The sequence below is a fragment of the Bacillus sp. MUM 116 genome (assembly GCF_001866655.1).
GTDB lineage: Bacteria > Bacillota > Bacilli > Bacillales > Cytobacillaceae > Neobacillus.
The window spans coordinates 31,808-58,435 of the sequence record NZ_MLYR01000058.1; the positions used below are offsets into that span (position 1 = coordinate 31,808).

Here is a 26,628-nt window from a genome sequence, read left to right on the forward strand (position 1 = left end):
GAGGTGTTCTATGGGGAAGGGGACCATTTATAAAAGTGCCGAAGGAAAAAGAAGGATCTTTCAACACTATGAAAATTATCTTCAATCATTAAAGTTTGAGGTTGAAAGAATCTATATCAATACAAGCTTCGGAAAAACTCATATGCTAGTAGCAGGACCTGCCGAGGGAAAACCATTGTTTTTATTTCAAGGTGGTAACTGTATCAATCCAATGACATTATCGTGGTTTTCCCCATTGACCGACCAATATCGAATCTATGCCCCTGATACAATTGGACATCCCGGATACAGTGATGAAACTAGGATTTCTGCGAAGGATGAAAGTTTTTCGATATGGGTTGAAGAATTAATGGATTACCTCGGGATTAAGAGTTGCGGATTTATTGGGGCGTCCTACGGTGCTGGGATTGTATTAAGACTCGCTTCCTTTAAGCCGGAAAAGATTGATTGTTCTGTCCTAGTGTCACCAGCGGGAATCCAGTTAGGTTCTAAAATGAATATGATTAAGAATATTTTACTTCCATTAATTTTATTTAAAGCCACTTCTTTTGAACAATTTCTTATTCAAATCACTGGGGCCATGTCCAATAAAAGTATGAAAAAAATCGATAAACAAATCATCGCTGACATCTTTCAATATATCAAACTCGAACAAGATATGCCGAAATTGACAGAAAAAGAAGAGTTACGAAATTATCATTCTCCAACTCTAGTCATTGCAGGGAAAAAAGATATTTTTTTTCCTGAAAGCAGCGTAGGTAAAGCAGCTAAAGAAATCATCCCAAAATTAATCGAATGCAAATCTTTTGATATGGGACATTTTCCTTCAGAAGAACATTTATTAAAAATTAATAACGAGATTTTTGCGTTTCTAAGTTCGCACTATTAATGAGGGAGGAAGGAAATCGTTGGTGTAGTTGTATTTTTAATGATCAACCTTACAGAGAGTGGAAAGTAATTTTTCCACTCTGTATCATCATTTTTTGATCGGACGTTCCAGTGTTAAGATTTCATCTTCAAGAGAAGAAAACTGCTGTTCCACTACATGTTTAACATCTAAGACGGCGGCGTTATAAAAGTGAGGAGCAAGCTTCTCCTTAACGAAATCTAATACTCTTTCAGCTGCAAATTCAGTGATTTCTTCATCTCTTTCTTGAGAAAAGAAATATTGAATCTCGGAAATCATTAATTCCTTTTGCTCCTTTTTTAATTTCAAAAACATTTGAGCACACTCCTTTAAAAAGTCATTACCGTAACTATACAATTGATAGATAGGAATTTACAGGCTGTATTTTTTAAAAAATATATGTACACGATATGTAAAAAGGGAAGCGAATTGCTTCCCTTTTTCATTCCTTTTTAAACCATTGTATAAAATTCAGGTCTGCGGTCCGCCACACTTGGCAACTTTTCCCGAACTCGTTTAATCCGGTCAGGGTCAATTTCTGAAATGATTAACGATTCTTCCTCACCGGCACTTGCCAAAACAACTCCCATCGGGTCAACCATCATACTTTGGCCGGAGAAAATATTTTCTACTTGGTCGGCAGCAAAGATGTAAACTGTATTTTCTATTGCTCTGGCACGAAGTAGGGTTTTCCAATGATCTTCCTTCATCGGTCCTGCAACCCAGCCGGCAGGGATAAAAAAGAAGTCGGCCCCTTTAAGGGCAAGCTGTCTGCTTATTTCGGGGAATCTTATTTCGTAGCATACCATCATTCCGACTTTCCCAAACTCTGTTTCAATCACATCCTGTGCCTCTGAACCAGGTATAATAGCATTCGATTCTTTATAGTTGAAAGCATCATATAAATGTGTTTTGTGATAGGCTTGTAATAATTCCCCAGAGCGGTTAAGGAACACCGTGGTATTGTAGCACCTTGCAGTTTCACCTGGTTTTGATTCGTAAATCCCGCAGATCACATACACTTGGTTTTCCACAGCTGCCTCCGCTAACCCCGTGACAAATGGGCCATCCAAAGGTTCTGCAACATCTGAAGGCCGTACCCCAGATTTAGCAGGGGTGAATGCCATATACATTTCAGGAAGCACTACAAAATCTGCCCCCAGATCTGCTGCTTTTTTAATATACTCTTTTGCTTTTTGTAAGTTAGCGGTTTTATCCATACTTGACTTTAATTGAGCGACGGCAACTTTCATTTTAAATAACCCTCCATAATCTTTTAAATTAATTGATTAGTAGTTTCAGTGTTAATCATTACTCCATTATTTTTTGGATCTAGCTATCCGATTTATGGCAGAAATCCACTCCTAATCCACTAACCGGTATAATCTCAATGGCCGACCCACGGTTCCGTATTGCTGTTCTTCCATCAATTCGTGTTCTTCTACCAAATGGGAAAGATAGGTTCTGGTGGTGGAAAGACTGACACCGGCTATTTTGGCAATTTGGTCGGCGCTCAAGGGACTGGCTGAGTTGGAGAAGCAATTTTTTATTTTTTCCAATGTCCGTAAATCAATTCCTTTTTGATAGAGTGGCAGTGAGGTAGATTCCGAAATTCGAAGCTTCTTTAAATCATCTACGGCTCCTTGATCCAAAAGGGTAGAACTGGATAGACGTGATTTAAATTTCAAATACTTATTTAAGGATGTTTTCAGCTGGTTCAAGTCAAAGGGCTTGATTAAATAATCGATAATTCCAAATCGGAAACCATCTTCGACAACTGCAAGCTCTTTTGCGGCCGTTATCAAAATCACGTCACAACGTTTATTTTGCAAACGAATGGCCCGAAGCAGCTCAATACCGGAACGATCGGGAAGATAGACATCCAATAGCACTAAATCCGGTTCCACCCATTCAAGCATCTTGATTGCTTCTTCGTAGTTATGTGCAGTACCCGCCAACTGATAACCTTTCTGGGCAGCTATAAATTTACCATGCATCCTCGCAATCATGAAATCATCATCCACGACCATTACCCGCAATTCTTGATCAGCCATTCTAATCCCTCCTCGGTAAGCTAACTTGTAATATTGCTCCTTCTGATGAAGAATTCATCACGACACTTCCATTTAATCGCGAAACCAAACGGGAGACTAATGCTAAGCCAAATCCCCGGCCTTCTCCCTTCGTTGTACCGCCATCTGCAAAAATTTGATCACCCAGTTCCGGGTCAATCCCTGGTCCATTGTCACTGACTTGTAAAATCAGATGGTCCGGTTCTTCTTTGATATAGACCGAAATCAGGGCTGTTTCTTTTTCCTTTGCCAGCGTGGTTAAGGCTTCCACAGCATTTTCAATCGCATTTCCTAGAATTGTTAAGATCGTTTCCCGATGGGGGCAAATCTCCGATACTTCGGAATTTTCACTGATGGTAAGCCCAATTCCCAGTTCTTTCGCCCGGTGCATTTTTCCAATTAGAACACCGACAATGGCGGGGTCGCGCACCCTTGCAAGAAAGAAGTTAAGGACATTTTGCTGTTCATGATGAACATCTTCGATAAGGTCCGTTACCAAATCAAATTCTTTCATATGAATAAGCCCTGAAATCAGATGAAGCTTGTTCATAAATTCATGGCGCTGGCTTCTTAGTGTATCGACGTATTGCCCGATATCGGCCAAGCGCTGGTCCAACTGATCGAGCTGCAGTTTATCACGAAAGCTTGCAACGGCCCCGATCACTTTCCCATCCATTTTCACGGGAACTCTGTTCACCACCACTAATGAATTCCCGATAATCATCGACTGGTCATAGTGGGAAGTTCCATCCTTAATGACTTCATGCAATCTAGAGCCCGGTAGGATGGATGTGATCGGTTTCCCAATGAAATCTCGTGTATGTTGTTCTAGCATACTTTTAGCTTCCTTATTGAAGGTCATGATTTTTCCGTTTGTGTCGATGGCCACGATTCCTTCACGAATCGATTCGAGAATGGCCGCTTGCTGTTGGGTGAGAAAAGCAATTTCGTAGGGTTCTAAATTAAGAATTTCTTTTTTAATATGACCTGAGAGAATCCATGCTCCAATAAGACCAACAACCAATGCGACTAAACCGATTCCGGTGATTTCGAGAATGAGGGAGGTCAGTTTTTTCCATATATTCTCCATTAAAAAACCAACAGAAACCACGCCAATTTGATGATGCTTTTCATCATAAACAGGATATTTCCCGCGGATAGAAAGTCCGAGAGTCCCCTTTGCCATCGTAATACTCCCATGACCGGAGAGAACCTGTTTATCATCGTCACCCATCATATGCTTGCCAATCTGGGACGTGTCGGGATGGCTGTAGCGAATTAAGTCCATATTGGAAACCACAATAAATTGTGCCCCCGATTTCTCCCGGATATTTTCGGCAATCGGCTGAATGATGGAAGATGGATTCGGACTTTTAAAGGCTTGAACCACTTCCGGCAGGCCCGCTACCGTTTTGGCTTCAGACAAAGCATTACTTCCTATCTCACCATACTCCCGGTGAACCATAATCAAGGAAAGGGTCACGATAAAAAGGACAAGGACAAAGAGGAGATTCAATAAGATTAGGAGATTCATTTTCGTTCGTAACTTCACTTGTCTTTTTTTACCCTTCAAGCTCATCCACATCCTAGTTCGTTTCAACAGAGTTAATTTTCAGAAAAATAAAACTATATTTATTTTAAAGTAAAAACGGAATGCCAGTCTATATCAAACTAGTATTTTTTTGCTTGGGAACATCATTTAAATTGTGTTTATTGTGTTTATTAAGAATATTGGGTAAATATTTTCGTAAAGTTTTGAATTTTCTATAATCAAATTTGTAAACGCTACCAAAAAATAAGGAAATGGGGGAATCAAGTGGGTGCAGTGGAGAAAAAGGTGTATCGGGCTATGACAGATTCAACTCCAACCATGATGGAGTTAAACGGTGTGACAAAAGAGTTTGTTAAGCCATCTGGAGAAGTCCATACCGTATTACGCAATATTGATTTGAAGATTCCAAAAGGAGAGTTTGTTTCCATTGTGGGGCCAACCGGCTGTGGGAAATCGACTACCTTAAGCTTGATTGCCGGGTTTGAACCGCCATCTTCTGGTGAGGTTCTTATTTCTGGTGAAAAATTAGAGGGAATCAACCAACGGGCCGCATGTGTTTTTCAAACTGAAAATGCCTTTCCATGGAAAACGGTTATTGACAATGTTTCACTTGGGCTGCGAATGCGGGGGATGCCCAAAGCGGATGCCTATGAGGAGGCTAGGAAATGGATTGCCCGCGTCGGACTCAAAGGGTTTGAGGGCCATTATCCTTCCCAGCTTTCCGGAGGGATGCGTAAGCGGGTTGCTCTAGCACAATGCCTTATTGTTCAACCCGAGATTCTTCTAATGGATGAATCCTTTTCGGCGCTTGATGTCCACACAAGACATTTAATGGAAGATGAATTGCTAAGGATTTGGGAAGAAACATCTGCTTCCGTCTTTTTTATCACTCATGATTTAGAGGAAGCCATTGCCTTAAGTGACCGGGTGATTGTTCTTACGGCAGGTCCTGGGGCAACGATTAAAGGTGATTATCGGATTGATTTGCCGAGACCGCGAAATGTAGCTGAAATCAGTTTTGATCCCGCTTTTATGAGAATCCATAAACAGATTTGGGAAGATTTGAAGGATGAGGTGATGATTAGTTATGAGAACGCAAACAAACTCCATTCCAAATCCAGTTAATGAGGAAGTGGTTTCACGTAAAGCTGAAATGCGGAGAAAGGCATTAAAACTTCGGGCGCGAAACCTTAGCTTGCAACTGGCGCTATTTATCCTTCTTATGGGTACTTGGCAATATCTATCCAGTCGGAATATCATTGATCCTTTCTTTTTCTCGAGTCCGTTTGATATTGCACAGCATATATGGGGATGGGCGGTGAATGGAACAACGGCGGGTCCGCTTTATAAGCAATTCATCATTACCTTCGAAGAAACGATTCTTTCTTTCATATTAGGTGGGATTGCCGGTATTATTTTTGGTTATGCATTGGGAATGAACGAACTGCTATCCGTGATTTTGGGGCCTTATATTAAGATGATTAATGCGATTCCACGGGTTGTCCTTGTACCAATCTTTATCTTATGGTTTGGTCTTGGGATGTCCTCAAAGGTTGCATCGGGATTAGTGCTTACGTTTTTCATCGTATTCTTCAATGCTTTTCAAGGGGTTAGAGAAGTCGATCGTAATTTGGTGAACAATGCCCGATTATTAGGCGCAAGCAAACGCCAATTAGCAAGACACGTCATTATCCCATCAGCCCTAACATGGATTCTATCAAGTTTACATTCTAGCTTTGGTTTTGCCTTAATTGGGGCTGTCGTAGGAGAGTTTATTGGTGCTACAGAGGGTCTCGGATACTTAATTGCCCAAGCACAAGGGGCATTTGATACCACTGGAGTATTTGCAGGAATGGTCATTCTATCCATCACCGCATTGATTGCGGATTGGGGAGTTTCAAAACTGGAAAAGCGGTTTATCGCATGGCGGCATATCCGTCAATAAATAGGAAAGACGAAATGATTCTGACGAAATGATTCTTCTTAAAGATTGCGGCTTTTCTTGATTCGCTGATAAAGAGGCTGAATTCGCTGATAAAACTCTTTAATTCGCTGATAAAGGTGCTAGATTCGTAGATAAAAACAGTTCTATTTTTTAAAAAAATAAGGGGGAATTACGTATGGGTAAGACGATGAAAAAATTAAGCATAGGGGTTTCAGGAATGGCCATTGCAGCAATGCTTCTTTCCGGCTGTTCTCCCAAATCTTCAACAACAGCATCAAGCACACCTAAAAACACCAACAGTACAACGGGAACACCAAAAGTTTCGATTATGGTGGGCGGTTTAGAGAAAATTATTTACCTGCCTTATATGCTTGCTGAAAAACTGGGGTATTACAAGGATGCGGGAGTTACGGTTACACTTGTCGAGGAAAGTGCAGGCCAGGATGCAGAATTAGCCCTATTGGCAGGCCAGGTGGATGGTGCAGGCGGGTTTTATGATCATACTCTCGATTTACAGACAAAGGGGAAAAAGGTGGAAGCTGTTGTCACGATGGCCGACGTTCCTGGTGAACAGCTAATGGTAGCTAATCGCTTAAAGGATAAGGTCAAAACATTAGCGGATTTGAAAGGACTTACCATTGGTGTCACGGGGCTTGGTTCATCAACCAACATGCTTGCAAGCTTCAATGTTGTCAAAGGTGGAAATAAAGAGAGCGATTACAAGCCGCTGCCTGTAGGAGCCGGTCAAACGTTAATCGCAGCGATGCAAAATAATCGAATTGATGCTGCTGTTACAAGTGAACCGACTGCTTCCCTTCTTAAAAATAAAAATTTAGCCTACACATTTGTGGATATGAACACAAAAGAAGGCACAGAAAAAGCATTAGGGGGAAGATATGCTGCAACCAGTTTATATATGACGAATGATTATGTGAAGGCGCATCCGGATGTTGTTCAAAAATTAGCCAATGCCTATGTTCGGACCTTGAAATGGATTAGCACCCATACACCTGAGGAAATAGCTGACAAATTGCCTGAAGAGTATTATGCCGGAGATAAGGCCTTGTATATCCAAGCTCTGAAGGGCCAGCTTCCAATGTTTACGGTGGACGGAAAAATGCCGGATGGGGTGCCGGAAAATGTTCAAAAAATTCTTTCTGCCTTTAAACCTGCTGTAAAAAATGTTGATCTCAGCCAAACGTATACGAATGATTTTGTGAATAAAGCGCAATAAGTCATGTAAGCCGGGAAGCCGATATATGGTTTCCTGGTTTTTTAATGTAGAAAAATGTCTGGAAATATAACGGGGAAGTGTTGATGCGGCACTTCTTCTTTCTATATACTAAATTTGGAGAAAGGTTGGTTGCGGTTTTGAAAAGAAAGGGAATCATTTTAATTATTGTTTTGATGGTAGTCGCTGTTTGTTTCATAAATGCGGGAAGGTTTCTGGTTTATGATGATGTGATTCATAAATCGGATGCGATTATCGTGTTGAGCGGGGACCGTGGCGAAAGGGTTGAACGAGCGGCAGAACTTTATCATAAGGGGTACGCAAAGTATTTTGTGATTTCGGGCGGGATTGTTTATCATGATGTAACGATGGCTCAATTGATGAAGGAACATGCCATTCAACTGGGGATTCCAGAGAAGGCGATTATCATGGAGGATCGTGCGGATAGTACATATGAAAATGCGTATTTTACGAAAAAGGTCATTAAGTCTTATCCGATTCACTCGGCCATCGTTATTTCTTCTAATTATCATATGAAAAGAGTCAAAATGATTTTTGATCGAGAATTTAAGGATACGGGTCTGAAACTTTTTTACACAGGTGCAAAAGACCAGTATTTCAGTAAAACTCGGTGGTGGAGTAATAATAAAAGTATTATGATTACCATTACGGAATACATAAAGATGATGGGATATGCTTTGGGGAAAAATTATTAGGTTCGTTATTTGAGGTGTTTTCAAAAACTAAGGGAAAGGTGTTAGCGCACTTTTTCCTTAGTTTTTTGGATTTTGGGATATCAACGTTGTCTTGGAACTTAGTAAATGGAAATATTGGGCTTGACATAGTGAAAAAAAATAATATAAAATACAAATCGTAACCATTTCGATTTAAACGAAAGGAGGAAAAGATATGCGTGTAAAAATAACTCTGCAATGTACAGAAAGAGGTGATCGAAATTACATCACAACGAAAAACAAAAGAAATCACCCAGATAGGCTGGAATTACGGAAATATTCTCCGAGATTAAAACGATACACCATACATAGAGAAACGAAATAGGGATTTTCGGAATTAAGGAACATAAGCAATGTTAGGATTATTATTATATCAGTCTAAACTTTAAATCGTAATGATTTTGATTATCGAAAAATGGAGGAATCATTTGCATGAAAGATACCAGAATTCCCGTAACCGTATTAAGCGGCTATTTAGGAGCAGGGAAGACCACCTTATTAAATCATATTCTTCAAAACCGCGCTGGGCTAAGAATTGCTGTGATCGTCAATGACATGAGCGAAATTAATGTGGATGCCGAATTGGTGAAACAAGGAGGCGGACTAAATCGGACGGAAGAAAAACTGGTGGAATTATCAAATGGATGCATTTGCTGTACATTAAGAGAAGATCTTTTAAAAGAAGTGGAGCATCTGGTCAAGAAAGGAAATATCGACTACATTGTGATTGAATCCACCGGTATTAGTGAACCGGTACCCGTTGCGCAAACATTTTCTTACATTGATGAAGAATTGGGGATTGACCTTACAAAATATTGCCGGCTGGATACCATGGTTACGGTGGTCGATGCCAACCGGTTTTGGCATGATTTTGCCTCAGGGGACTTACTTTTAGAAAGAAGCCAAGCTGCAGGTGAGGAGGACGAGCGCTCCGTTGCAGACCTATTGATCGACCAAATTGAATTTTGTGATGTATTGCTCCTGAATAAATGTGATTTATTAGAAGATGAGCAATTAAAACAGCTGGAGGTATTTTTAAGAAAACTTCAGCCTGGAGCAAAATTACTTCGCTCGGTTAAGGGAAATATACCGATTTCGGCGATTTTGAACACGGGATTATTTGATTTCGAAACGGCCAGTGAATCTGCCGGATGGTTAAAAGAGTTGGAGGCACCCGAGCATACGCCGGAAACGGAAGAGTATGGGATTAGCTCCTTCGTTTATCGAAGTTCGGTCCCCTTTCATTCGGAAAGATTTAATCGATGGGTGGAAGAAATGCCTGCAGAAATCGTTAGGGCCAAGGGAATCGCATGGTGTGCAACCCGAAACGATCTTGCTTTATTGTTCTCGCAAGCAGGACCATCGGTACAATTAGAGCCTGTTTCTTATTGGGTGGCGTCTTTACCTGCTGAACAACAGGCTCAGTATTTGGAGGAAAGTCCTGAATTAAAAGATGAGTGGGATGAGACGTTTGGTGATCGGAAAAATGAACTCGTGCTAATCGGAATTGACATGGATAAAAACCTTGTGAAAGCCTCTTTAGATCGCTGTTTGTTAACCGAAGAGGAGATGACACAAGATTGGAATCAAATGAATGATCCATTTGTATGGACGATTACTGCAGCGGGTTAAAGGGTCTCAGACTTAGGTTCATCTCAAATAAGAGGCTGATTCAAAAGAGTTGTTTTTCAACGATCTTTTGGATCGCCTCTTCTTAGTAGGAGTTGCAGGCTTGTGCCGAATCGTACTTACTTAAAGTAACTGCCCTCGACCTCCGGGTGGCATATTTTACTGTCCGCTTCTGCGGGTACTTAAAAGGAATGACTAGACACGTATACAGGCATAAAAGGTTATAAAAAGACAACCAAACCAAAAAAGGTTATGATAAAATCATTAAAAAATGTAATAAGGAAGATGAAAATGACCTTGACAATCGAAGTGCGTTACATCACAGCAAATAACAGAATTTCACAAAAACGTTCTTTTGTGTTAAGAGGTAAAAAACCAGAACAGGTAGCCTTCGAGTTCTGGCAGCAATTAAGAACCGAAATGCCTTATCACGCTGATTTGGAAAAGGTGATTGCAAACGGTGATCAAGATCTAACAGAAGTGGTGAAGGAATTAGAATCTCAAGAATTGAGAAAGATTGATGAAAATTGGTTTTTGCCTTTTTAATAGAGGCTATTTTCGCATAGATTGATGTTTTTCGTATAAGTTCATCACCCCGTATAAAAAAATGCTTCGTGGCATCTTTTCGTAAGAACATTTTGCGAAAATTGCCTAGAAACTTAAGTATTTGACCCTTATTAGGGTCCAAAAGCAACAAAGTTTACGAAAAGAGCCTTAATAGATGACGATTTAATCTAAAAGTATTAGCACCATTTATTAAAAGTAGGAAAAATAAATTAGAAAAATAAATTAGAAAAATAAGGAAAATGGAATGTGGTGCTTTAAAAGAGTCATAACGTAAAATAGAATAAAGCAACTAAATTCACTTGAGGAGAGGAATGCCCATGACCTTAAGAAACTATACTGTTTTAAAAGGAAAAGTTGTGGACACAGCCATCGGCCGCTCTGGAAAACCTCATTTTGAAATTCATATTCGAGATGATCAAGAGACGAATTATCGAATCGCGGTGAACATTCAGTCAGGAACGCGTCCGTCAGAGGTTCTTTACTATGTTAGCGAGAATTTCAACTCAGAACAAATTACAAAATTGCCAGCACTACCATCTGGATTCACTCCCATAACGAACGACAATCGGGACATTGCCCTGGACTATATTCGTGAAGGATTATTCGATCCAAAGGAAATGGTTGCCCTTCCGCCATTTAAACCGGGTCTTAATAATGATCTAAAAGAAAAAGTAGAGTACTACATCAATGAGGCCAGGGAGAAAAATGCAACACTATATGCGTATGGTGAGGGGTGGGGACCAGAAGAGCATGAGCCGGACAAGTATTTTGGCTTTTTGCCTGGTAACGGTATCCATGATATCCATATGAATCAGGGGAATGTTGGCAAATGGAAAAATGATGATGGAATCTGGCAAGACGGTGGAATCCTCCTTCACTTTGAAGAAGAGAATCGGTGGGCAGGGATTTTCTTAGCCTTCCAATCTCAATCTTGGTGTACAGATGATAACGGACATGCTGTTAAACCGGTAAGAGAGTGTAATCATTTGAATTCTATACTTAATTAGGATTAATACAAATATATATTTGATAGTACCGTTAATTTGGACAAGACATACCGTTAATCGCAAAAGACAGTCCGAAAGCGGGGGTGATTCGGACCGGACAGCAAGGAAATGCAAAAAGCCTGTCCGAAAGGAAAGCAGCGTCAATTCGGACAGGTCAATCAGGCAATCAAAACATCCTTGGCATTGTTACTTAATTGTCCCCATCCCGGAAATCGTTACATTTACCTTCACGTTCACATCAGCCTTCGAAAAGGCCTTGTTCCATTGATTTTGGACTTTTTTCCACTCTGGATACGTATAAGCTCTTGCATATAGCCCATATCCAAAAGGGTCTATTTTAGCGGTTTGCGTTTTCTTTATTAGGCGCTCGAAATCTGCTTTCAGTTTTGTTTGAATGCTCTTTTCCAGTTTGGCTGCGTCCTTCCTTACATTGAAGGGAAAAAGCATTTCCGTAATGACAATTCGCATTTTTATGTTGGTGTCAAAAATATAATGGCCGTCATACCTGACCTTTGTTTTTACCTTGATGCTCTGAGTGCCAAAGCTTAACCAATGTTTTTCTTGGCCATTTGGTTTCAACGGGACTGTAATGGTAAATGGAAAATCACCCCTTTTTTTGTTCTGCAAGATGCGTAATAATTTGTTTTCATGCGGCTTGATGGTCAGCTTGTATAGCCCTTTTTCATCTAACAGAGCCGTTCCAGTCAACATGATTTTGTTATTTTTTTTCATCTCGCTAATACTTGCTGTCATCCCTTTTTCAATTATTTGCTCATGAAATTCTTGAAGGGATGTTTTTACCGTTATATTTCTTCTGTAGGCAGTATCAATTAAATTGGCTAAATACAAAGAGAGACGGGGCTTGTCTTTGGGCCTAAAAAAGATGACGTCCGAAACAGGCCCATCTACGGCGACCATTCGTGTAGTTACCGTATTTTTGGGGTCCCGATAGAAGGGATCAAGGTACTTCGTCCAGTCTTTTTGTTTTAGAAGGCGTTTCCCGAGTAAAAATACTTGGGTTTTAGTTCCGGATGTCAATGCCATCACCGTGGTATCGAATAGTTCCCTGGAATTTCTTATCGTATAAGCTTTCACAGCGATTTTCTCCTCTTTCATCGGCGCTTCTTTGTTAAAGACCGGACTTGCCATGTACACCATTAAATGATTATCCTCATCCAAATCCAAACCAAGGATAAGTGAAAGCGTGACATCCTCCACATTGATTTGGTCCGCGCATCCTGTTATCAGAAAAAACGAAAAAAACAGGCAATATAATATTTTTCTTTTCAATGGCCTACCCTCCGACGGTACTTTTCATATATCCAGCTATAAACCCATAAAAAGGGAGGAGCTGCATATGCCAATTGCAGCCCTCCCTTAACAAGTATGTTTTGCCATCTTTCCGATTCAATCCAAGTAGGGTGGAGCCAAAAAACTAAACCTATAATTATTATTAATAAAATGATTACATGAGGACTATGATCCTGTTTTCCCAGCAATTGACTTGAACAAAATGTTACAAAGTATACGATAGGCATCCAGGCTGTGGAAACCACAATCAGATAATGAGCCAATAAAATCATGTCAAAACGCTCCAAAAAGCGAAATTCAATTAATTTAAGTAAATTAAGGACGGGTTGATTAAATTCTAATATCCCATCGGGGCTAAAATAGGCAAAACAAACAATCGTCACAAATAAATAAAACAACATCGTCAAGGTGTTGGCAATGGTGATTCCGAGCACCGCATGCTGCTTTTTTTGTAAAAAAGGGTATAAGAAGAACGCAACTTCAAATCCCAAAAAGGAAAAAGCAGTAGTGGGCACGGCTGAAAATACTGGTTTCCACCCCTCTTTCAGTAAAGGAAGAAAGTGCAGCCAATTTCCATCCCTTAGCGGAATCAAGAAAAAAAGCGGAATCCACATCACCATATAAAAAGATAGTTCGGAGTATCTGCCTAAAATGCGAATCCCGTTGCGGACAACCAAAAAAGTGGGAATCGAGAACAACAGTAAAATGATGTAATCAGGGGTTCTAGGCAGAAACCATGCCTTGATATAAAGGCAGCCATTCACAAGAATGATACCAGCATAAAAAGCAAAGTACACCATGTAAACCAGGATTACTGCTTTCCCAATTATTTTTCCGAATAATCGTATTAAAATTTCGTAAAGAGTATCATTTGGGTATCTTTCCCCTATTTTTACAATAACAATGCTGGCCGCCACGGAAAAAATCCATCCGATTAGGATAGCGATCCACCCGTCTGTTCCCGCTTTTTCTGCAAGTACACGTGGAAGTGACAGAACACCTGTTGCCACCTGCGTTCCATTAATTAAGAAAATATACTGCATAAGAGTGATTTCATTATAGGCATATTTTTTCATTGTCTCACCTTTTCGTGCGATTTCTCCCTTGGCGAATCAATCGATCAGCCCCAGTGCCGTTTGGGCGCTTTTTCATTACCCATAGAGGCAAACGCAAAAAGGCATCCTTCATATCGGCAATTCGGAAAGGAGCTAAAGGACTTCCATAAGGAGTGCCTAACGATTCAAGACTAATTAAGTGGGCAACTAAGGTCATCCCTCCGATCACAATCCCAATCACACCAAAAAAGGATGCTGCTAGCATTAAAGGAAATCTTAATAGTCTAATGGAAGAACTCATGTCATAATTGGGAATGTTATAAGAAGCGATGGCTGTAATGGCAACGACTATGATCATAATGTTGCTTACAATTCCCGCCTGTACCGCCGCTTGTCCAATGATAATGCCGCCCACAATGCCAATTGTCTGACCGATTGGAGAGGGAAGCCTGAGTGCGGCTTCCCTCATTAACTCTAAGGTTACTTCCATCAGAAGCGCTTCCATCACAGGTGAGAGGGGAACTTGTATCCTGGATTCTGCAATCGATAACAAGAGCTTCATAGGGATGACTTCATAATTGAAGGAGATGAACGCAACATAAGTCGCGGGCAAAAATAAAGCAATTGCCAAGGCGATAAAACGCAATAGCCGGATAAATGTAGCAACTAACCAACGTGTCCCATAATCATCGATTCCCTGAAAAAAAGACATAAAATTTGTCGGAGCAATTAATACACTCGGAGAACGATCCAAAATTATGGCAAATCTCCCCTGAAGAATATGGGATGCAACTGAATCAGGTCTTTCGGTCAAAATATATTGCGGAAAGGGTGAAAATGGATTATCTTCAATGTATTCGATCAGTTCGCCTGTATTAATGATCGCGTCCACTTTTATCTTTTGAATCCGTGTTTCCAGTTCACTAAGCACTTCTTCCGAAGCCACATCTCTCAAATATAAAATGGAAACTTTTGATTTCCCTCGAATACCGACTGTCATCTCTTTCAAAATTAATTCCTGATGGGGAATATACCTGCGAATTAATGCGATATTTTGACTCCCTGTTTCTACAAATCCTTGATGAGCACCTTTTAGAGATATTTCGTTTTGAGGATCGTTAATGTCTCTTTGCGGCCATCCTTTTGTACTTAATTGATAACCTGAAGTTTGGCCGCTTAACAATAAAATGCTATCTCCTCCTAAAATAGCATTTTCGATTTGACTCCATGTATGGACGATATCAACTTCTCCCAATGTGATGGGCAGTTCCAAATTATGGTCGAACGAACTTTGTATTAAAGGCCTCAGAACATGGTTTTGGATGGCATCTTTATCCGTTAATCCTTTCAGGTACACCAAAGCGGCATCTGTCTTATTCCCAGCAATTTTAAATCGCCGAATGACTAAATCTGGTGCTTGGGAAAAAAACATTTGAAGTTTCTCAGTATTTTGGGATAAATCGGAATAAAGGACATCATCATCCACCGTTTTTTTCTGAAGGTTAGAGTATCGAGATGAGCGCTGACCTTTTAAATGCCTCCGAAAATCAAACATCAACTCCGTCCCTTTCCGCATTTGCTTTAAGATTTTGTTTTTAGTATGTATTTTCAAAGGAAAAATATTCTAATGCAGAACTAAAGAAGGAAATAGAGGTCTTTATCCAATCTCCTTTTATTGCTTATCCTGAAGAGGTGGAGTTTGTTACAAAGAAAAAATTCATGGGTTTTATGAAGACCGAATCACCCAATTACCAAAAGAGTTTCGGTCTTCACACCTTGTATGGAGATCGATTTTCACCGTGTCCTTAAAGAGAATTACTTCGGTAATTCTCTGCGGTCAACTGAATGCGGTGGTTCCTCAAACCATCCATTGGCAATCATGATATTTGCACAGTCTTCAGCTAACTTTACATCTCTTGCGATGGCAGACGAATTTTTAAGCCCTAAATCACGCCGCATCGAACCTGCCAATGCGGTACCATAATAAGCCATGGCAGCTTGAATTAAGAAAGCACAATGGAACATCATTAATTTATCCGAAAAAGGTGCAATTTGGGAATCCGTAATATGAGTATCCCAGGAAGTGGTAGAATTGATAAAGTCATCATGTAGGATCGAACTGAAAATCGAAATATGTTCTTCTGCCAATTCGACCACTTGTTTAAAAAAAGTTCGAATTTCTTTTGATTGAGCGGTTTGACTAAAACCAAGTACTAAGTCCTTTGTAAGGGTACTTTTTTGTAAATTGAAAAAAAGACTGCTAATTTCAATCACGTTCAATGGACGATGGTTACCGAACCAACCAGCTAGAAAGCTTTGTTTTTCGGCAAATTCAATTTTTTCCGGAAGCACAATTTTGGGGGTGCGTTCCAAAAGTCCTTTAGATTCCAGCTTCTCTAATGTAGTATCATACAACTCAGCTGCTCTTTTATATGCTTCTGTATAAAATTGACGAACGTCAGAGCTATGGGACGTGGTTAACCCGAGAGAATAGCCAGTTAGTCCATGTATCGTCATTTGATGAAGATAAAAAAGCCAAAAATCGTCTGAAAATAATCGTGGTGCATTTAAATGGACATCTTCATCCGTAAATCCATGTGGAATAGGAAAATTTTCATTATTGAAGAAAACGGTAATTTTTTGAACAAGATCGTTTGATAGCTGCAAAGCTGTATCGAATATTTGATGGATTTCAGGATCCGTAATGGTTTGTAAAGCATATTTGTTCACGCAGGTTCCCATCGTATTATTCATATAAGGAGTCCAAAGATTGGATAAATTAAGTGAAACTATGTTTTTCTCCATTACCTATCCTCCAAAATTTTAATTTAAAGATCATACTTATTTGGATGTATAAGAGATTAGTTGTTAATCGACTTAGCGGGTATCATTTAGATGTTATGCTTCTCTTTTGTAACCGATTTTATGTGGATTTGCCCTCAAAAAATGTCCTTTTTCATTCGGCCCATACAACAAATAGATATATCCCAAGTAAGTAGCCTTACTTGGGCAGGCGATTTTGTTCATTCGGAAGGTATGGGACTTTTTTGGGAATATAGGTTATAACATCCGAAGAATAGACCTCGATCATTAGTTTGTTATTTACCGTTTTGGATTGAATGAGGATCGGTTGATTGTAATTATTTTTAAAAACCAAATCGGGTCCGTCCCAACTCACCGTCGCATCTCGTCCTGGTGGAACGTAGGAAACTTCTTTGGTGTGAGATTGACGTTGAAGAATATTTAGTCCCGCATTATCCACTGCATTAAAAAGGGTAGTCGATACCTGACAAATGCCACCGCCAATATCCTCTGATAATTCCCCTTTAATGATTACGGGTGCCGACATATATCCTTTTCCTGCTGTTCTTTTTCCAACCACTTTATTAAAGGAAAATGTTTCACCTGGGAATAAAACATAGTTGTTGACTGCTTCGGCAGCAAGATAAATATTTTTGTTGCGTTCTTTATTATGGTTGTTGAAGGATGTTACATAGCTCCCGATTTTTTCACTGCGGATATTTCCAAGTAATTCACTGTCGACTCTGGGGTACACTTCCTTTAAGGGAACCTCTAATTGAGACGAACCATTGTTAAAATAATAAGAATAAACTTGTTCTGTAAAGGTTTTACGGTCTAACATGGAACCGGGTTTTTCGGGAATGATATTCCCGTGACGATCTAACATTGCATTTTTTGGCTCTTTTGAAACACTTTTATCGATTATATTTATCCATTTTTCAAATTTTTCTATGTTCATGGGTAACCCGGGTATGTTCATGGAAAGGTCGGAACGATTAACAGAGGACAAAGGCTGCCCATTGTTTGTAATGAATAGGCTTCCGGGCGCATTTACTTGCTGAGATAATATGATTAGTCCAAGCAACCAACTTAGGTTCATGTGATGGACACCTCCTTAATCTTATTATGAATTGAAAATGTCCTTTCAATGTATTATTTAGACTCTTTTCGTAAACTTTGTTGCTTTTGGACCTTAATAAGGGCCATTTACTAAGTCTCTAGGCAATTTTCGCAAATGTTCTTACGAAAAGATGCCACGCAGCAATTTGTTATACGGGTTGATGAACTTATACGAAAAACAACAATCTATGCGAAAATAGCCATTATTAAAATTAACCAATAAAAAAGGATCGTCCATCTGACGATCCAGCTACAATCTTCCATTGATCGGCAAACTGATCAACAGTTGAATGACTTGATTTTTATAATCCACTTGAATGGTTCCATGATGGAGCCCAATAATGCTTTTGGTTATTGCTAATCCTAATCCTGCTCCAGACTTACTAGAGGAACGGGAAGTATCGACGCGATAAAAACGATCAAATAACCTGTTGACCTCTTCTTCAGATAGGGATTCACATGGATTGGATATCGAAATTTGTACAGAATGTTTATTTTTAATCATCCTTACATGAATGTCTCCTGGAGGTGTGCTATATTTGATGGCATTGGTCAGTATATTTTCCAATGCCCGCACCATTTGATTCGGATCAACCTCCATCAAAATGGGCTCTTTTGGAAGATTGCTCATAAACTTCACATGGTGATCTTTCGCGATCGGATCCAGTTCATCCATTAGCTGCCGCAGCATTTGATTCAGGCTGACTTTTTCCTTTTTGAGCTGTACCCCCTCATAATTTAACCGGGTAAAATCAAATAAATCCTCCACTAATTTTTTTAATTGCTCCGATTTTCCATAGGCAATATCAACATATTCATTTAATTGCGTTGGATTCTGGTATTGATGATCTTTCACCAGTCGCAAATAGCCCATCACCGAAGTTAAAGGGGTGCGTAAATCATGGGAGACATTGGTGATCAGCTCATCCTTTAATTTTTCGGTTTGTCTTTGCCTTTCAATCATTTCGTTTAATTCCGAAGCCATATAATTGATATTGGTTGCAAGCGACCCTAATTCATCTTGACTTTTCTCGCGAATCCGATAGTCTAATTTTCCTTTTGCGATTTCCATCAAACCCAGTGCAATCTCCTCAATTTCTTTCATTTTCCGTTGGGTAATCAAATAAAAACAGATAATAAACGTAATCAGTCCAAGCAGATACGGTGTCACTCCGGCTTCTGCTACATAAAAGGCCTTCGCTTTCGGGACACCCGTTACAATTAAATAGTTTTTTCCGCCATTAAGGGAGATTGGATAGAATCTTGTAATCTTCGGGTGCTCCTCATGCTCTTTTCCGACGAAAGCTTCTTGGGCATTTTTCATTGCATCCTGAAGATTTACTTGGGTATCGTTTACTCCACCCGTTTTATAAAGGACCTTCCCATCCAAATCGGCAATCACAGTATTAAGGTTATTTTTTTGCTTGGGTGTATTAATTAGGTATTGAATTAATTCCTTTTTGGTTAAATGATAGGCTGAATTCCCGCTATTTGGAATGGATAACCATTCCTCATTCCCCTTTGTGGCTGGGAGGGGCCGGTTGAGATACGTCTTTTTAAAAACAGGATCTTCAACCCCCAATTCATTCACAAGCCCGTTCATATCTTGATTCATCTGCTTAAATTGCCGGACCATATTTCGCGCGCTTTCATCGATGCTGACAATTCCTTCGGTAAAATCAAGCCTCCGATCTTGATTCACAAAAAAGGGGCTTGAGGCAAAACCGACAAGCAGAGATATCAAAATACAAATGGCGAAGGCTAAGATCACCTGGATTCGGATGCTTGTCTTCACGGGATAAATCAGTTTACCCCAATAGCTGCCGTTTGAAAGTTTATTGTTCAATTTTATAGCCCACCCCCCAAACCGTTTTGATATACCGAGGTGTTCGCGGGTTATTTTCGAGTTTCTCGCGCAAATTCCGAATATGAACCATTACCGTGTTTTCTGACTCATAAAATGGTTCATTCCATACCCGTTCATAGATTTTTTCGGTACTAAACACAACACCAGGGTTCCGGGCTAAAAGTTCTAAAATCGCAAATTCCCTTGGGGTCAGCTTGACTTCCCTGCCTCCCACTGCGACCTCGTGTGTCGTAACATTGATCGTTAACTCATCAATCGAAATCACATCCATCTGCCCGGCTGTTTGGATGGGACGGTTTCCGTCCGGCTGATTTAAACGGAGATACCGGCGAAGCTGCGACTTAATTCTCGCCACTAGCTCCAAAGGTTGAAACGGTTTTGTGACATAATCATCGGCTCCGGTGGTTAGTCCCATGATTTTATCCATATCCTGCGATTTCGCCGATAACATTATTATAGGAACATTTCGGCTTTCCCTGATTTTCATGCAGGCCTGAATCCCATCCAACCGCGGCATCATGATGTCTAAAACCACTAAATGAACCGTTTCCTTTTCCAGATATTCTAATCCTTCGAGCCCATCTGCTGCTTTTAGTACGTTATATCCCTCATTGGTAAGATAAATCCCAATTAGATCACGGATTTCCTTTTCATCATCAATAATGAGAATGGTTTCTTGTGCCATGCAAACCTCTCCTTTCTAATGCTATAAGAATCTATAAATTGCTTTGAGAATTGTCTAGCTCCTGCGCCTAGCCCCTCTATGAAGTCAAAGAACGACTTCACCGAAGGACCTAAAGCCTTGTCGGGGCTGATCAAGGCGCTTCCGCTTTTCTTATGCTTAAATTTTACTCCATTCCCCTTAAGAAAAAACAATAGAATTTCTGAAGAATTTCTGAAGTTCTCCGTTAACTTTTAAGAAAATCTTCAGAAAGAACGGCATTTTTCCTTAAGAAGTTTTTTGTACGATACATACATGCAGATGAGGAGGTATTCGGAAATGAATCAAAAATGGAAAACAGCTGGTGTACTTTGTTTTCTGCTCAGTATACCAGCCATGATGTTGGTTTATCCATATTTGAATACACCCACTCGCGGTGTTCATTCACTTGTTACGAGTTTAGATAAAGCCATTCCCGTTGTGAAATGGTTCGTGATTCCCTACGTTGCCTGGGTTGGTTATATAACCATAACGTTGATTTACTTTTGTTTTAAAGATCGTGCTCTTGCATTCAAAACCATTCTTGTTTTTGACCTTGGATTACTGGTTTGTTTTCTTATTTATTATTTTTATCAAACGGTGGGTCCCGTTCGACCGGAGATCATCGGTCATGATGTTTTATCACGAATGCTGCAGTATGTGTATCAAATTGATCAACCGTACAATAGCTTTCCAAGCATCCATGTCATGAGCAGTTATTTAATGATACGGGCGATTCGGAACCGTTCTTGGAAAAGCAAGTGGGTTCAATGGATGATTGGATGTGTCTCTCTCTCGATTATCCTTGCCACCTTGTTCATCAAACAACATTTGATTATCGATGTTGCAGCTGCCATTTTCTTGGTTGAAGTTTTATTTAAAATGGTAGACCTTGGCTTCAATTGGTTATTCGTACCAAAACGGAATGTAAAACCTATTGCAAAGAAATCTTTTTCAGTATAGCCATTATGACTTAAGATGACCCGCTGGCGGGTCATTTGAAACAGATCGATAACATTTTAGAGGAGTGAAGCTCTATGAAGGCAATCAATAAAGAAAAAATATTAATTCTTACCGGAAATTATGGAGATGGCCATATTCAAGTCGCGCAGGCCCTAAATGAAGCGATCCAAATTCGATTTCCTTCTTTAGAACCTGTTGTATTTGATTTTATGGAATGGGTTCACCCTTATTCCAATCAGATAAGTCGTTACCTTTACCTTCAAGGTGTGAAAAAATTCCCTAAAGCTTATGGGTATATTTATCAAAAAACACGGAAGATGAACACTTTTTCTAAGCTGATGAAGACGATTTTCTCTACGGGGCTTGGAAGAATGGTTAAATTAATAGAAGAAGTGCAGCCGGCGGTTGTCGTCAGTACATTTCCTCTAGCCGCTGCTGTAATGTCCAAGTTGAAATCTTACGGTTTAACCGATGTTCCGACCGTCACAACGATTACGGATCATACCGATCATAGCTGCTGGATATATCCATATACCGATCAATATATCGTCGGTTCGAAGGCAGTCCGCGATTCCATGATTCAATTAGGCGTTGAAGAGGATCGAATTGCAGATATCGGGATTCCGATTCGCCAGCAATTTTCTCAGTCCTTTCAGCGAGATGAAATTCTTAAGAAACATGGTTTAAATCCGAATTTACCTACCGTTTTAGTGATGGGAGGCGGCTGTGGTTTAATTGGGGATGGAAGTTCTACAATTCAGGAGTTGGATGCATTACCACAGCAAATTCAATTGATCATTGTTTGTGGACATAATGAAAAACTTCGGTTGGAATTAAAGGAAAAGCTAAAGGATTCCAAACATCAAATCCATCTTACTGGTTATATTGATTATGTTCACGAGTTAATGGCGATCTCCGATTTAATGATTACCAAACCGGGCGGTGTTACGACTTTTGAAGCGATTGCCATGGAATTGCCAATGCTTCTTTATAAACCGATTCCTGGTCAAGAACAGGATAACGCGAAATTTTTAGTTCATTCAGGAGTGGCGATTCAAGCTGAAACGGATTGTGAATTAACGGATCATTTAGCCAAATTATTGAACAATGCGGAACTGCTTCAACAAATGGGGGAGAATTCAAAACAATTTCATCCGAAAGAATCAGCGTTTGCCTCCGTTGAGATCATTATGGATACTAAAGAGTCCTATAACCGTTTACAAGACCTCATGTTTTCGTTTGGATCATAGGACGATGGGAAGGTGGAATAAGTGGAAAATACTATGACTGAACCGTTCAAATTAAAGAAACCAACAGCCCGTACACTTTCCATTGGGAGTTTGATTTTCTTCTCATTGCTTACGGGGATTTATTTGTATTTTGTTCATACAGGAGCGGCAAAAGGATGGCTTGAATCCATTCGCCATCTAGGCGTTTATGGGATTTTATTAGGGATTATGATTCAAACGGTTGTCAATATCATCCCGGCTCCGGGTGAATTTGTTTCAATTTTTCTGATTCAACTCTATGGTCCCGTTGCCGGTGGATTCTATTCATTCATTGGCGGTGTCTTGGGAGCGCTCCTTGCGTATCAATTGTCCAATTGGATTGCGCGTCCTATCATTGAACCAATGGCAAAACCTTATTTGGAAAAAATCGATCGTTGGCTGCAAAAACGAGGAGATTTTGGCCTTTTGTTCATCCGTTTTGTTCCATTGGTTCCCTACCATTTCATCAACTATGCGGCAGGTATCTTGCGCGTAAACAAAAAGGCATTTATTTGGACAACTGCCTTAGGCATCTTGCCTTATACCATCTCGGTAAGCAGCATATTTGCTGGGTTAAGTTTTGGGAAATTCCTTCCATTTATCATTGGAGGCGGAATCTTTATCGTGTCATCTGTTTTAAGCATCGTCCTTCGTAAAAAAATGGAGTAGAGAGGGGAGGATGAAGGATATGGTGATGATTATTTTTCTAGTGTTATTGGTATTGGCGCTCTATTGGCTGGTTCCATTTATGTTAACTGCCGGTTTGGGGATCGGGGTTTTAAAACGGAAGGATTCTTCTGAAAAAATTGCTTTTACGTTTGATGACGGCCCCAATCGTATTTTCACTCCGCAGCTATTGGACCTGTTAAAAAAATACGATATTAAAGCGACATTTTTTGTCCTAGGTTCGAAAGCGGAAAAATACCCTGAGTTAATTGCAAGAATGCATGAAGAGGGACATTTAATCGGCATCCATAATTACGTCCACAAATCGAACTGGGTGATGAGTCCTTGGAAAATTCGACAGGATCTAGAGAAAAGTGCTACTATTATTGAAAAAATAACCGGGGAACGTCCCATTTTTTATCGTCCACCATGGGGGTTAATGAACGTATTTGATTTTTTCCTCATGAAAAAATATAAGATTATTCATTGGTCAGTAATGGCGGACGATTGGAAAAGTAAAGGCGGCAGTGAAAAGGTTAAAAACATTCTGTTACAGAAAATAAAACAGGGTGATGTCATCCTTCTGCATGATTGCGGAGAAACGATTGGAGCGGATGCAGATGCTCCCATCCACACCATTCATGCTTTAAAAGCCGTCTTGAAAGAACTTTCAAGACGAGGGATGTCTTGTGTAAGAGTTGATGAATTATAAATTAGTTAAGGTAGGTTTTACGAATTATGTCCCATTTCATTCAAACCATTTTTGATATGCTTTCAAATCTAGGTTATTTAGGTATTGCTTTAGGGTTAATGGTCGAAATCATCCCAAGTGAAATTGTCTTGGCCTATGGCGGCTATTTGATTTCGATTGGGAAGATCTCCTTTATCGGAGCGGTTGTAGCAGGTACGATTGGGGGAGTCATTGCTCAATGGTTTTTATATTGGATCGGAAAATATGGGGGAAGGCCTTTTCTGGACAAGTTTGGAAAATATATCTTCATCCGTCCTTCTCATATCGATGTTGCCCAAAAATGGTTCAGTAAGTATGGCTCAGGAGTGATTTTCACGGCTCGTTTTATTCCCGTAGTTCGGCATGCGATTTCCATTCCGGCGGGTATAGCAAGAATGTCCTTTGCTAAATTCAGCCTTTACACCGTCCTTGCGATTATTCCATGGTCTGTTCTATTCCTTTATCTTGGAATGAATTTAGGGTCAAAATGGCAACAAATCAATACCGCTGCGAAACCATTCGTCACCCCAGCAATTTTTATCGCCATTATTGTGGCTTGCATTTATCTTCTCTTGAAATGGAGAAACAAAAAAATGAAGGCGTAAAGATTCCGCTGCCAATTTTGGCAGCTTTTATTTTGTTTTATTTTTATCTTTTAAAGATTTTAAGCATGAAATAGACATCCATATTGCTAAAATGATCGACAGGATTCCGGAGAATTTAAAACTAAACCGATATTCATGGTTGATAAAAATTTCGTACCCACCGTATATGAATCCTACACAAATGAATAATAGGTCGAATAAAGAAATCTTCATTCATTTAACTCCTTTGCCATTCATCTAGCTAAAAAATAGTGCATCTTTATTTTATAGGTAGGAGCGGCCCAAGATGCAGAATTATTTCTTCTCCACTTTTACGATGCCCTTACCCAAATTATCCTTTTCAAAATAACAAACGACCACATCATTAACGTTTATATTATCACCGGAAACAATGCTTTTATCTGCAAAACGAATCCCTGTCCCATTCTCATTTTTACCATAGTAGTGATTACCTTTAATTTTACTAATTGTGTATTCTTTCGTAATGTACTCTGAGGAAGCCGTGTCATTGGAAACGGTTTTGTTTACAGGATTAGCTGTATGATTTTTAATTACGATTAACGTGAATAAAACAGAAGAGAGTACAACAAGAATAATGGCTCTTTTGAACATACTGCGATACCTCCATCTATGTATTTTAAGAGATTCAAGAGGAAAGTAAATACATCTATTTTCCTTTAGTCTTTGTACCTATGTCAGGATTCAATGACATTATTCGTATTATACTCTCAGAGTAATAGGGCTGCCAATTTTGAAGGCCTTTTCTTTTGAAGAGGGGTAGTTTCGACAAAATTAGGGTGATGCACAGGCACCACCCTAATTTTGTCGAATTGTTAATCAATTGTCATATAATATGATTCTCCCAGAATTTCCTTCTCTTGATAACAGCTTGTTGAAAGTTCTTTTTCGATAAAAGCGTTCATGTCGGCTTTTTCAACATCGTACATCACTTCAATTTCTTTCGAAAATAAAAGTTTTTCTTTTTCAAGCAGGCTTAAAAGTGATGGCTGTTGTTTTGAAAGAAGTTCCTGTTGATTTAGAACTTGCTTTAGCCCGGAAACATAGTTTTCTAAAGGGCGTGAACCAACAATTTTTACACCGATATTTTCTTCATTAACCATGATAATTGTTGGGAAGCCTCTCACACCCAAGTTTGCTGCAAGCCCAAAATCTTCATTTAATAACTGCTGTCCGCTTGACTGTTCCGCTTCCTTTACAATTGCTTCGCCATCGAGCCCTAGATTATTCACGAGTTTTACTAAGACGGAATGATCTGCGATATTTTGATTAAAGGCGAAAACGGCCTCTCTCATCCGGCGTAAAAATACACTTGCCAAAGTTTCGTTTTGTTTTTGAATCACTTTAAATACACGAGAAGGTGGAAAGGAAGAATGAACAGGATTGTCATACCAAAGTGTCCCATCAATTGGCATCCGCGTATATTCTCCCACTTCTCTCCAGTGACCTGCAACGTCACTTGGTCCTGAAATTCCGTTTGCAGGATCAACAGGACCGTCCCCCCATTTTTCCAGCAATCCTCCCATAACAGTACGGAGGTTAAAATAATGTCCATACTGTTCGACAAAACGGCGAAGAACGGGTTCGAGTGCCCAGCAATGAGAGCAGATCGGGTCGGATACATAATATAGATCAATGGTTTTCTTTGGTGGATTCAAATTAATGATTTCCATATCTTCCTCGCCCACTGCACCGCATACCCCTGTTTCTAAATCACAAATCATTTTATTCTTTTCATTCATATTAAAATCCTCTCCTTAACAAGGAACTGGCCTTTTAGATTTAAGTTCATATTTGTTGTACAATTGTATATTAGTACATTATGAGAAACTCCAATACCAATACTTTACGGGTTTTATCGTATATACAACATATTTAAT

Annotated in this window: 27 protein-coding genes; 14 read left to right on the top strand and 13 right to left on the bottom strand. The window is 39.7% G+C overall.

What is annotated here, in order from left to right:
* The first annotated feature begins 10 nt into the window (after positions 1 to 10).
* Positions 11 to 889: an alpha/beta fold hydrolase gene (locus BIV60_RS15050; RefSeq protein ID WP_071356541.1), complete on the top strand. Its 879-nt coding sequence runs from the start codon at positions 11 to 13 to the stop codon at positions 887 to 889.
* A gap of 87 nt (positions 890 to 976) precedes the next feature.
* Here BIV60_RS15050 and BIV60_RS15055 read toward each other — a convergent pair whose 3' ends face one another.
* The 4 genes from BIV60_RS15055 to BIV60_RS15070 all read right to left on the bottom strand — a co-directional run bounded on the left by BIV60_RS15055 (position 977) and on the right by BIV60_RS15070 (position 4,552).
* A complete protein-coding gene (locus tag BIV60_RS15055) occupies positions 977 to 1,222 on the bottom strand; it encodes a DUF2164 domain-containing protein (RefSeq protein ID WP_071356542.1) in 246 nt (81 codons plus the stop codon).
* A 137-nt stretch (positions 1,223 to 1,359) separates the two neighbouring features.
* Positions 1,360 to 2,160 carry a carbon-nitrogen hydrolase family protein gene (locus tag BIV60_RS15060; RefSeq protein WP_071356543.1) on the bottom strand — a complete coding sequence of 267 codons (801 nt, stop codon included), beginning with the start codon at positions 2,158 to 2,160 and terminating at the stop codon, positions 1,360 to 1,362.
* A gap of 111 nt (positions 2,161 to 2,271) precedes the next feature.
* Positions 2,272 to 2,961, bottom strand: coding sequence for a response regulator (locus BIV60_RS15065; RefSeq protein WP_071356544.1), 690 nt, complete (start codon positions 2,959 to 2,961; stop codon positions 2,272 to 2,274).
* Position 2,962: 1 nt separating this feature from the next.
* Positions 2,963 to 4,552 carry an ATP-binding protein gene (locus tag BIV60_RS15070; RefSeq protein WP_177177316.1) on the bottom strand — a complete coding sequence of 530 codons (1,590 nt, stop codon included), beginning with the start codon at positions 4,550 to 4,552 and terminating at the stop codon, positions 2,963 to 2,965.
* Between the two features lie 243 nt (positions 4,553 to 4,795).
* Between BIV60_RS15070 and BIV60_RS15075 the strand changes: the two genes are divergently transcribed.
* From BIV60_RS15075 to BIV60_RS15110, 8 genes are all read left to right on the top strand, one after another.
* Positions 4,796 to 5,656, top strand: coding sequence for an ABC transporter ATP-binding protein (locus BIV60_RS15075; RefSeq protein WP_218145944.1), 861 nt, complete (start codon positions 4,796 to 4,798; stop codon positions 5,654 to 5,656).
* The gene (locus BIV60_RS15080; RefSeq protein WP_071356546.1) at positions 5,619 to 6,476 is read left to right on the top strand and encodes an ABC transporter permease; all 858 of its coding nucleotides are present in this window, start codon (positions 5,619 to 5,621) and stop codon (positions 6,474 to 6,476) included. Before BIV60_RS15075 ends, BIV60_RS15080 begins: the two co-directional genes overlap by 38 nt.
* 175 nt (positions 6,477 to 6,651) lie before the next feature.
* A complete protein-coding gene (locus BIV60_RS15085; RefSeq protein ID WP_071356547.1) occupies positions 6,652 to 7,710 on the top strand; it encodes an ABC transporter substrate-binding protein in 1,059 nt (352 codons plus the stop codon).
* A 137-nt stretch (positions 7,711 to 7,847) separates the two neighbouring features.
* Entirely contained in the window at positions 7,848 to 8,423 is a 576-nt protein-coding gene (locus tag BIV60_RS15090) for a YdcF family protein (RefSeq protein ID WP_071356599.1), read from the top strand.
* 193 nt (positions 8,424 to 8,616) lie between these two features.
* Positions 8,617 to 8,766 carry a 50S ribosomal protein L33 gene (gene rpmG, locus BIV60_RS15095; protein ID WP_071356548.1) on the top strand — a complete coding sequence of 50 codons (150 nt, stop codon included), beginning with the start codon at positions 8,617 to 8,619 and terminating at the stop codon, positions 8,764 to 8,766.
* Between the two features lie 107 nt (positions 8,767 to 8,873).
* Positions 8,874 to 10,073: a GTP-binding protein gene (locus BIV60_RS15100; RefSeq protein ID WP_071356549.1), complete on the top strand. Its 1,200-nt coding sequence runs from the start codon at positions 8,874 to 8,876 to the stop codon at positions 10,071 to 10,073.
* A 288-nt stretch (positions 10,074 to 10,361) separates the two neighbouring features.
* Positions 10,362 to 10,616 carry a hypothetical protein gene (locus BIV60_RS15105; protein ID WP_071356550.1) on the top strand — a complete coding sequence of 85 codons (255 nt, stop codon included), beginning with the start codon at positions 10,362 to 10,364 and terminating at the stop codon, positions 10,614 to 10,616.
* A gap of 338 nt (positions 10,617 to 10,954) precedes the next feature.
* Positions 10,955 to 11,644, top strand: a complete 690-nt coding sequence (locus BIV60_RS15110) for a YukJ family protein (protein ID WP_071356551.1) — start codon at positions 10,955 to 10,957, stop codon at positions 11,642 to 11,644.
* 186 nt (positions 11,645 to 11,830) lie between these two features.
* Here the strand turns inward: BIV60_RS15110 and BIV60_RS15115 are convergent, their stop codons facing one another.
* From BIV60_RS15115 to BIV60_RS15145, 7 genes are all read right to left on the bottom strand, one after another.
* The gene (locus BIV60_RS15115) at positions 11,831 to 12,934 is read right to left on the bottom strand and encodes a Ger(x)C family spore germination protein (protein WP_071356552.1); all 1,104 of its coding nucleotides are present in this window, start codon (positions 12,932 to 12,934) and stop codon (positions 11,831 to 11,833) included.
* Positions 12,931 to 14,031 carry a GerAB/ArcD/ProY family transporter gene (locus tag BIV60_RS15120; protein ID WP_071356553.1) on the bottom strand — a complete coding sequence of 367 codons (1,101 nt, stop codon included), beginning with the start codon at positions 14,029 to 14,031 and terminating at the stop codon, positions 12,931 to 12,933. Before BIV60_RS15120 ends, BIV60_RS15115 begins: the two co-directional genes overlap by 4 nt.
* A gap of 4 nt (positions 14,032 to 14,035) precedes the next feature.
* Positions 14,036 to 15,565: a spore germination protein gene (locus BIV60_RS15125; RefSeq protein WP_071356554.1), complete on the bottom strand. Its 1,530-nt coding sequence runs from the start codon at positions 15,563 to 15,565 to the stop codon at positions 14,036 to 14,038.
* 260 nt (positions 15,566 to 15,825) lie between these two features.
* Complete coding sequence (locus BIV60_RS15130) at positions 15,826 to 16,815, bottom strand: DUF3231 family protein (RefSeq protein ID WP_071356555.1); 990 nt, start codon at positions 16,813 to 16,815, stop codon at positions 15,826 to 15,828.
* 196 nt (positions 16,816 to 17,011) lie between these two features.
* The gene (locus BIV60_RS15135) at positions 17,012 to 17,911 is read right to left on the bottom strand and encodes a VanW family protein (RefSeq protein ID WP_071356556.1); all 900 of its coding nucleotides are present in this window, start codon (positions 17,909 to 17,911) and stop codon (positions 17,012 to 17,014) included.
* Between the two features lie 270 nt (positions 17,912 to 18,181).
* Positions 18,182 to 19,777 (bottom strand): sensor histidine kinase, encoded by a 1,596-nt coding sequence (locus BIV60_RS15140; RefSeq protein WP_071356557.1) that lies wholly within the window; start codon positions 19,775 to 19,777, stop codon positions 18,182 to 18,184.
* On the bottom strand, positions 19,767 to 20,483 hold the full coding sequence (locus BIV60_RS15145; RefSeq protein WP_071356558.1) for a response regulator transcription factor: 717 nt from the start codon (positions 20,481 to 20,483) through the stop codon (positions 19,767 to 19,769). The genes BIV60_RS15140 and BIV60_RS15145 overlap by 11 nt, the downstream gene beginning before the upstream one ends.
* Positions 20,484 to 20,798: 315 nt before the next feature.
* On the opposite strand from BIV60_RS15145, the gene BIV60_RS15150 reads away from it, so the two are divergent.
* The 5 genes from BIV60_RS15150 (at position 20,799) to uptA (ending at position 24,730) form a co-directional block, all read left to right on the top strand.
* On the top strand, positions 20,799 to 21,461 hold the full coding sequence (locus BIV60_RS15150) for a phosphatase PAP2 family protein (protein WP_071356559.1): 663 nt from the start codon (positions 20,799 to 20,801) through the stop codon (positions 21,459 to 21,461).
* A 74-nt stretch (positions 21,462 to 21,535) separates the two neighbouring features.
* Positions 21,536 to 22,711: an MGDG synthase family glycosyltransferase gene (locus tag BIV60_RS15155; RefSeq protein WP_071356560.1), complete on the top strand. Its 1,176-nt coding sequence runs from the start codon at positions 21,536 to 21,538 to the stop codon at positions 22,709 to 22,711.
* A 21-nt stretch (positions 22,712 to 22,732) separates the two neighbouring features.
* On the top strand, positions 22,733 to 23,398 hold the full coding sequence (locus BIV60_RS15160) for a TVP38/TMEM64 family protein (protein WP_071356561.1): 666 nt from the start codon (positions 22,733 to 22,735) through the stop codon (positions 23,396 to 23,398).
* A gap of 19 nt (positions 23,399 to 23,417) precedes the next feature.
* The gene (locus BIV60_RS15165) at positions 23,418 to 24,107 is read left to right on the top strand and encodes a polysaccharide deacetylase family protein (protein ID WP_071356562.1); all 690 of its coding nucleotides are present in this window, start codon (positions 23,418 to 23,420) and stop codon (positions 24,105 to 24,107) included.
* Between the two features lie 26 nt (positions 24,108 to 24,133).
* On the top strand, positions 24,134 to 24,730 hold the full coding sequence (uptA, locus tag BIV60_RS15170; RefSeq protein ID WP_071356563.1) for an undecaprenyl phosphate transporter UptA: 597 nt from the start codon (positions 24,134 to 24,136) through the stop codon (positions 24,728 to 24,730).
* 294 nt (positions 24,731 to 25,024) lie between these two features.
* On the opposite strand, the gene BIV60_RS15180 is transcribed toward uptA, so the two are convergent.
* Positions 25,025 to 25,342 carry a hypothetical protein gene (locus tag BIV60_RS15180; protein WP_071356565.1) on the bottom strand — a complete coding sequence of 106 codons (318 nt, stop codon included), beginning with the start codon at positions 25,340 to 25,342 and terminating at the stop codon, positions 25,025 to 25,027.
* A gap of 221 nt (positions 25,343 to 25,563) precedes the next feature.
* A complete protein-coding gene (locus BIV60_RS15185) occupies positions 25,564 to 26,490 on the bottom strand; it encodes a DsbA family protein (RefSeq protein WP_071356566.1) in 927 nt (308 codons plus the stop codon).
* Between the last annotated feature and the right edge of the window lie 138 nt (positions 26,491 to 26,628).

Coding starts and splice junctions, on each gene's coding strand:
- BIV60_RS15050 (WP_071356541.1), top strand. CDS start 11: ATGGGGAAGGGGACCATTTATAAAAGTGCCGAAGGAAAAAGAAGGATC.
- BIV60_RS15055 (WP_071356542.1), bottom strand. CDS start 1,222: ATGTTTTTGAAATTAAAAAAGGAGCAAAAGGAATTAATGATTTCCGAG.
- BIV60_RS15060 (WP_071356543.1), bottom strand. CDS start 2,160: ATGAAAGTTGCCGTCGCTCAATTAAAGTCAAGTATGGATAAAACCGCT.
- BIV60_RS15065 (WP_071356544.1), bottom strand. CDS start 2,961: ATGGCTGATCAAGAATTGCGGGTAATGGTCGTGGATGATGATTTCATG.
- BIV60_RS15080 (WP_071356546.1), top strand. CDS start 5,619: ATGAGAACGCAAACAAACTCCATTCCAAATCCAGTTAATGAGGAAGTG.
- BIV60_RS15085 (WP_071356547.1), top strand. CDS start 6,652: ATGGGTAAGACGATGAAAAAATTAAGCATAGGGGTTTCAGGAATGGCC.
- rpmG (WP_071356548.1), top strand. CDS start 8,617: ATGCGTGTAAAAATAACTCTGCAATGTACAGAAAGAGGTGATCGAAAT.
- BIV60_RS15100 (WP_071356549.1), top strand. CDS start 8,874: ATGAAAGATACCAGAATTCCCGTAACCGTATTAAGCGGCTATTTAGGA.
- BIV60_RS15105 (WP_071356550.1), top strand. CDS start 10,362: ATGACCTTGACAATCGAAGTGCGTTACATCACAGCAAATAACAGAATT.
- BIV60_RS15110 (WP_071356551.1), top strand. CDS start 10,955: ATGACCTTAAGAAACTATACTGTTTTAAAAGGAAAAGTTGTGGACACA.
- BIV60_RS15120 (WP_071356553.1), bottom strand. CDS start 14,031: ATGAAAAAATATGCCTATAATGAAATCACTCTTATGCAGTATATTTTC.
- BIV60_RS15125 (WP_071356554.1), bottom strand. CDS start 15,565: ATGTTTGATTTTCGGAGGCATTTAAAAGGTCAGCGCTCATCTCGATAC.
- BIV60_RS15130 (WP_071356555.1), bottom strand. CDS start 16,815: ATGGAGAAAAACATAGTTTCACTTAATTTATCCAATCTTTGGACTCCT.
- BIV60_RS15135 (WP_071356556.1), bottom strand. CDS start 17,911: ATGAACCTAAGTTGGTTGCTTGGACTAATCATATTATCTCAGCAAGTA.
- BIV60_RS15145 (WP_071356558.1), bottom strand. CDS start 20,483: ATGGCACAAGAAACCATTCTCATTATTGATGATGAAAAGGAAATCCGT.
- BIV60_RS15150 (WP_071356559.1), top strand. CDS start 20,799: ATGAATCAAAAATGGAAAACAGCTGGTGTACTTTGTTTTCTGCTCAGT.
- BIV60_RS15155 (WP_071356560.1), top strand. CDS start 21,536: ATGAAGGCAATCAATAAAGAAAAAATATTAATTCTTACCGGAAATTAT.
- BIV60_RS15165 (WP_071356562.1), top strand. CDS start 23,418: ATGGTGATGATTATTTTTCTAGTGTTATTGGTATTGGCGCTCTATTGG.
- uptA (WP_071356563.1), top strand. CDS start 24,134: ATGTCCCATTTCATTCAAACCATTTTTGATATGCTTTCAAATCTAGGT.
- BIV60_RS15180 (WP_071356565.1), bottom strand. CDS start 25,342: ATGTTCAAAAGAGCCATTATTCTTGTTGTACTCTCTTCTGTTTTATTC.
- BIV60_RS15185 (WP_071356566.1), bottom strand. CDS start 26,490: ATGAATGAAAAGAATAAAATGATTTGTGATTTAGAAACAGGGGTATGC.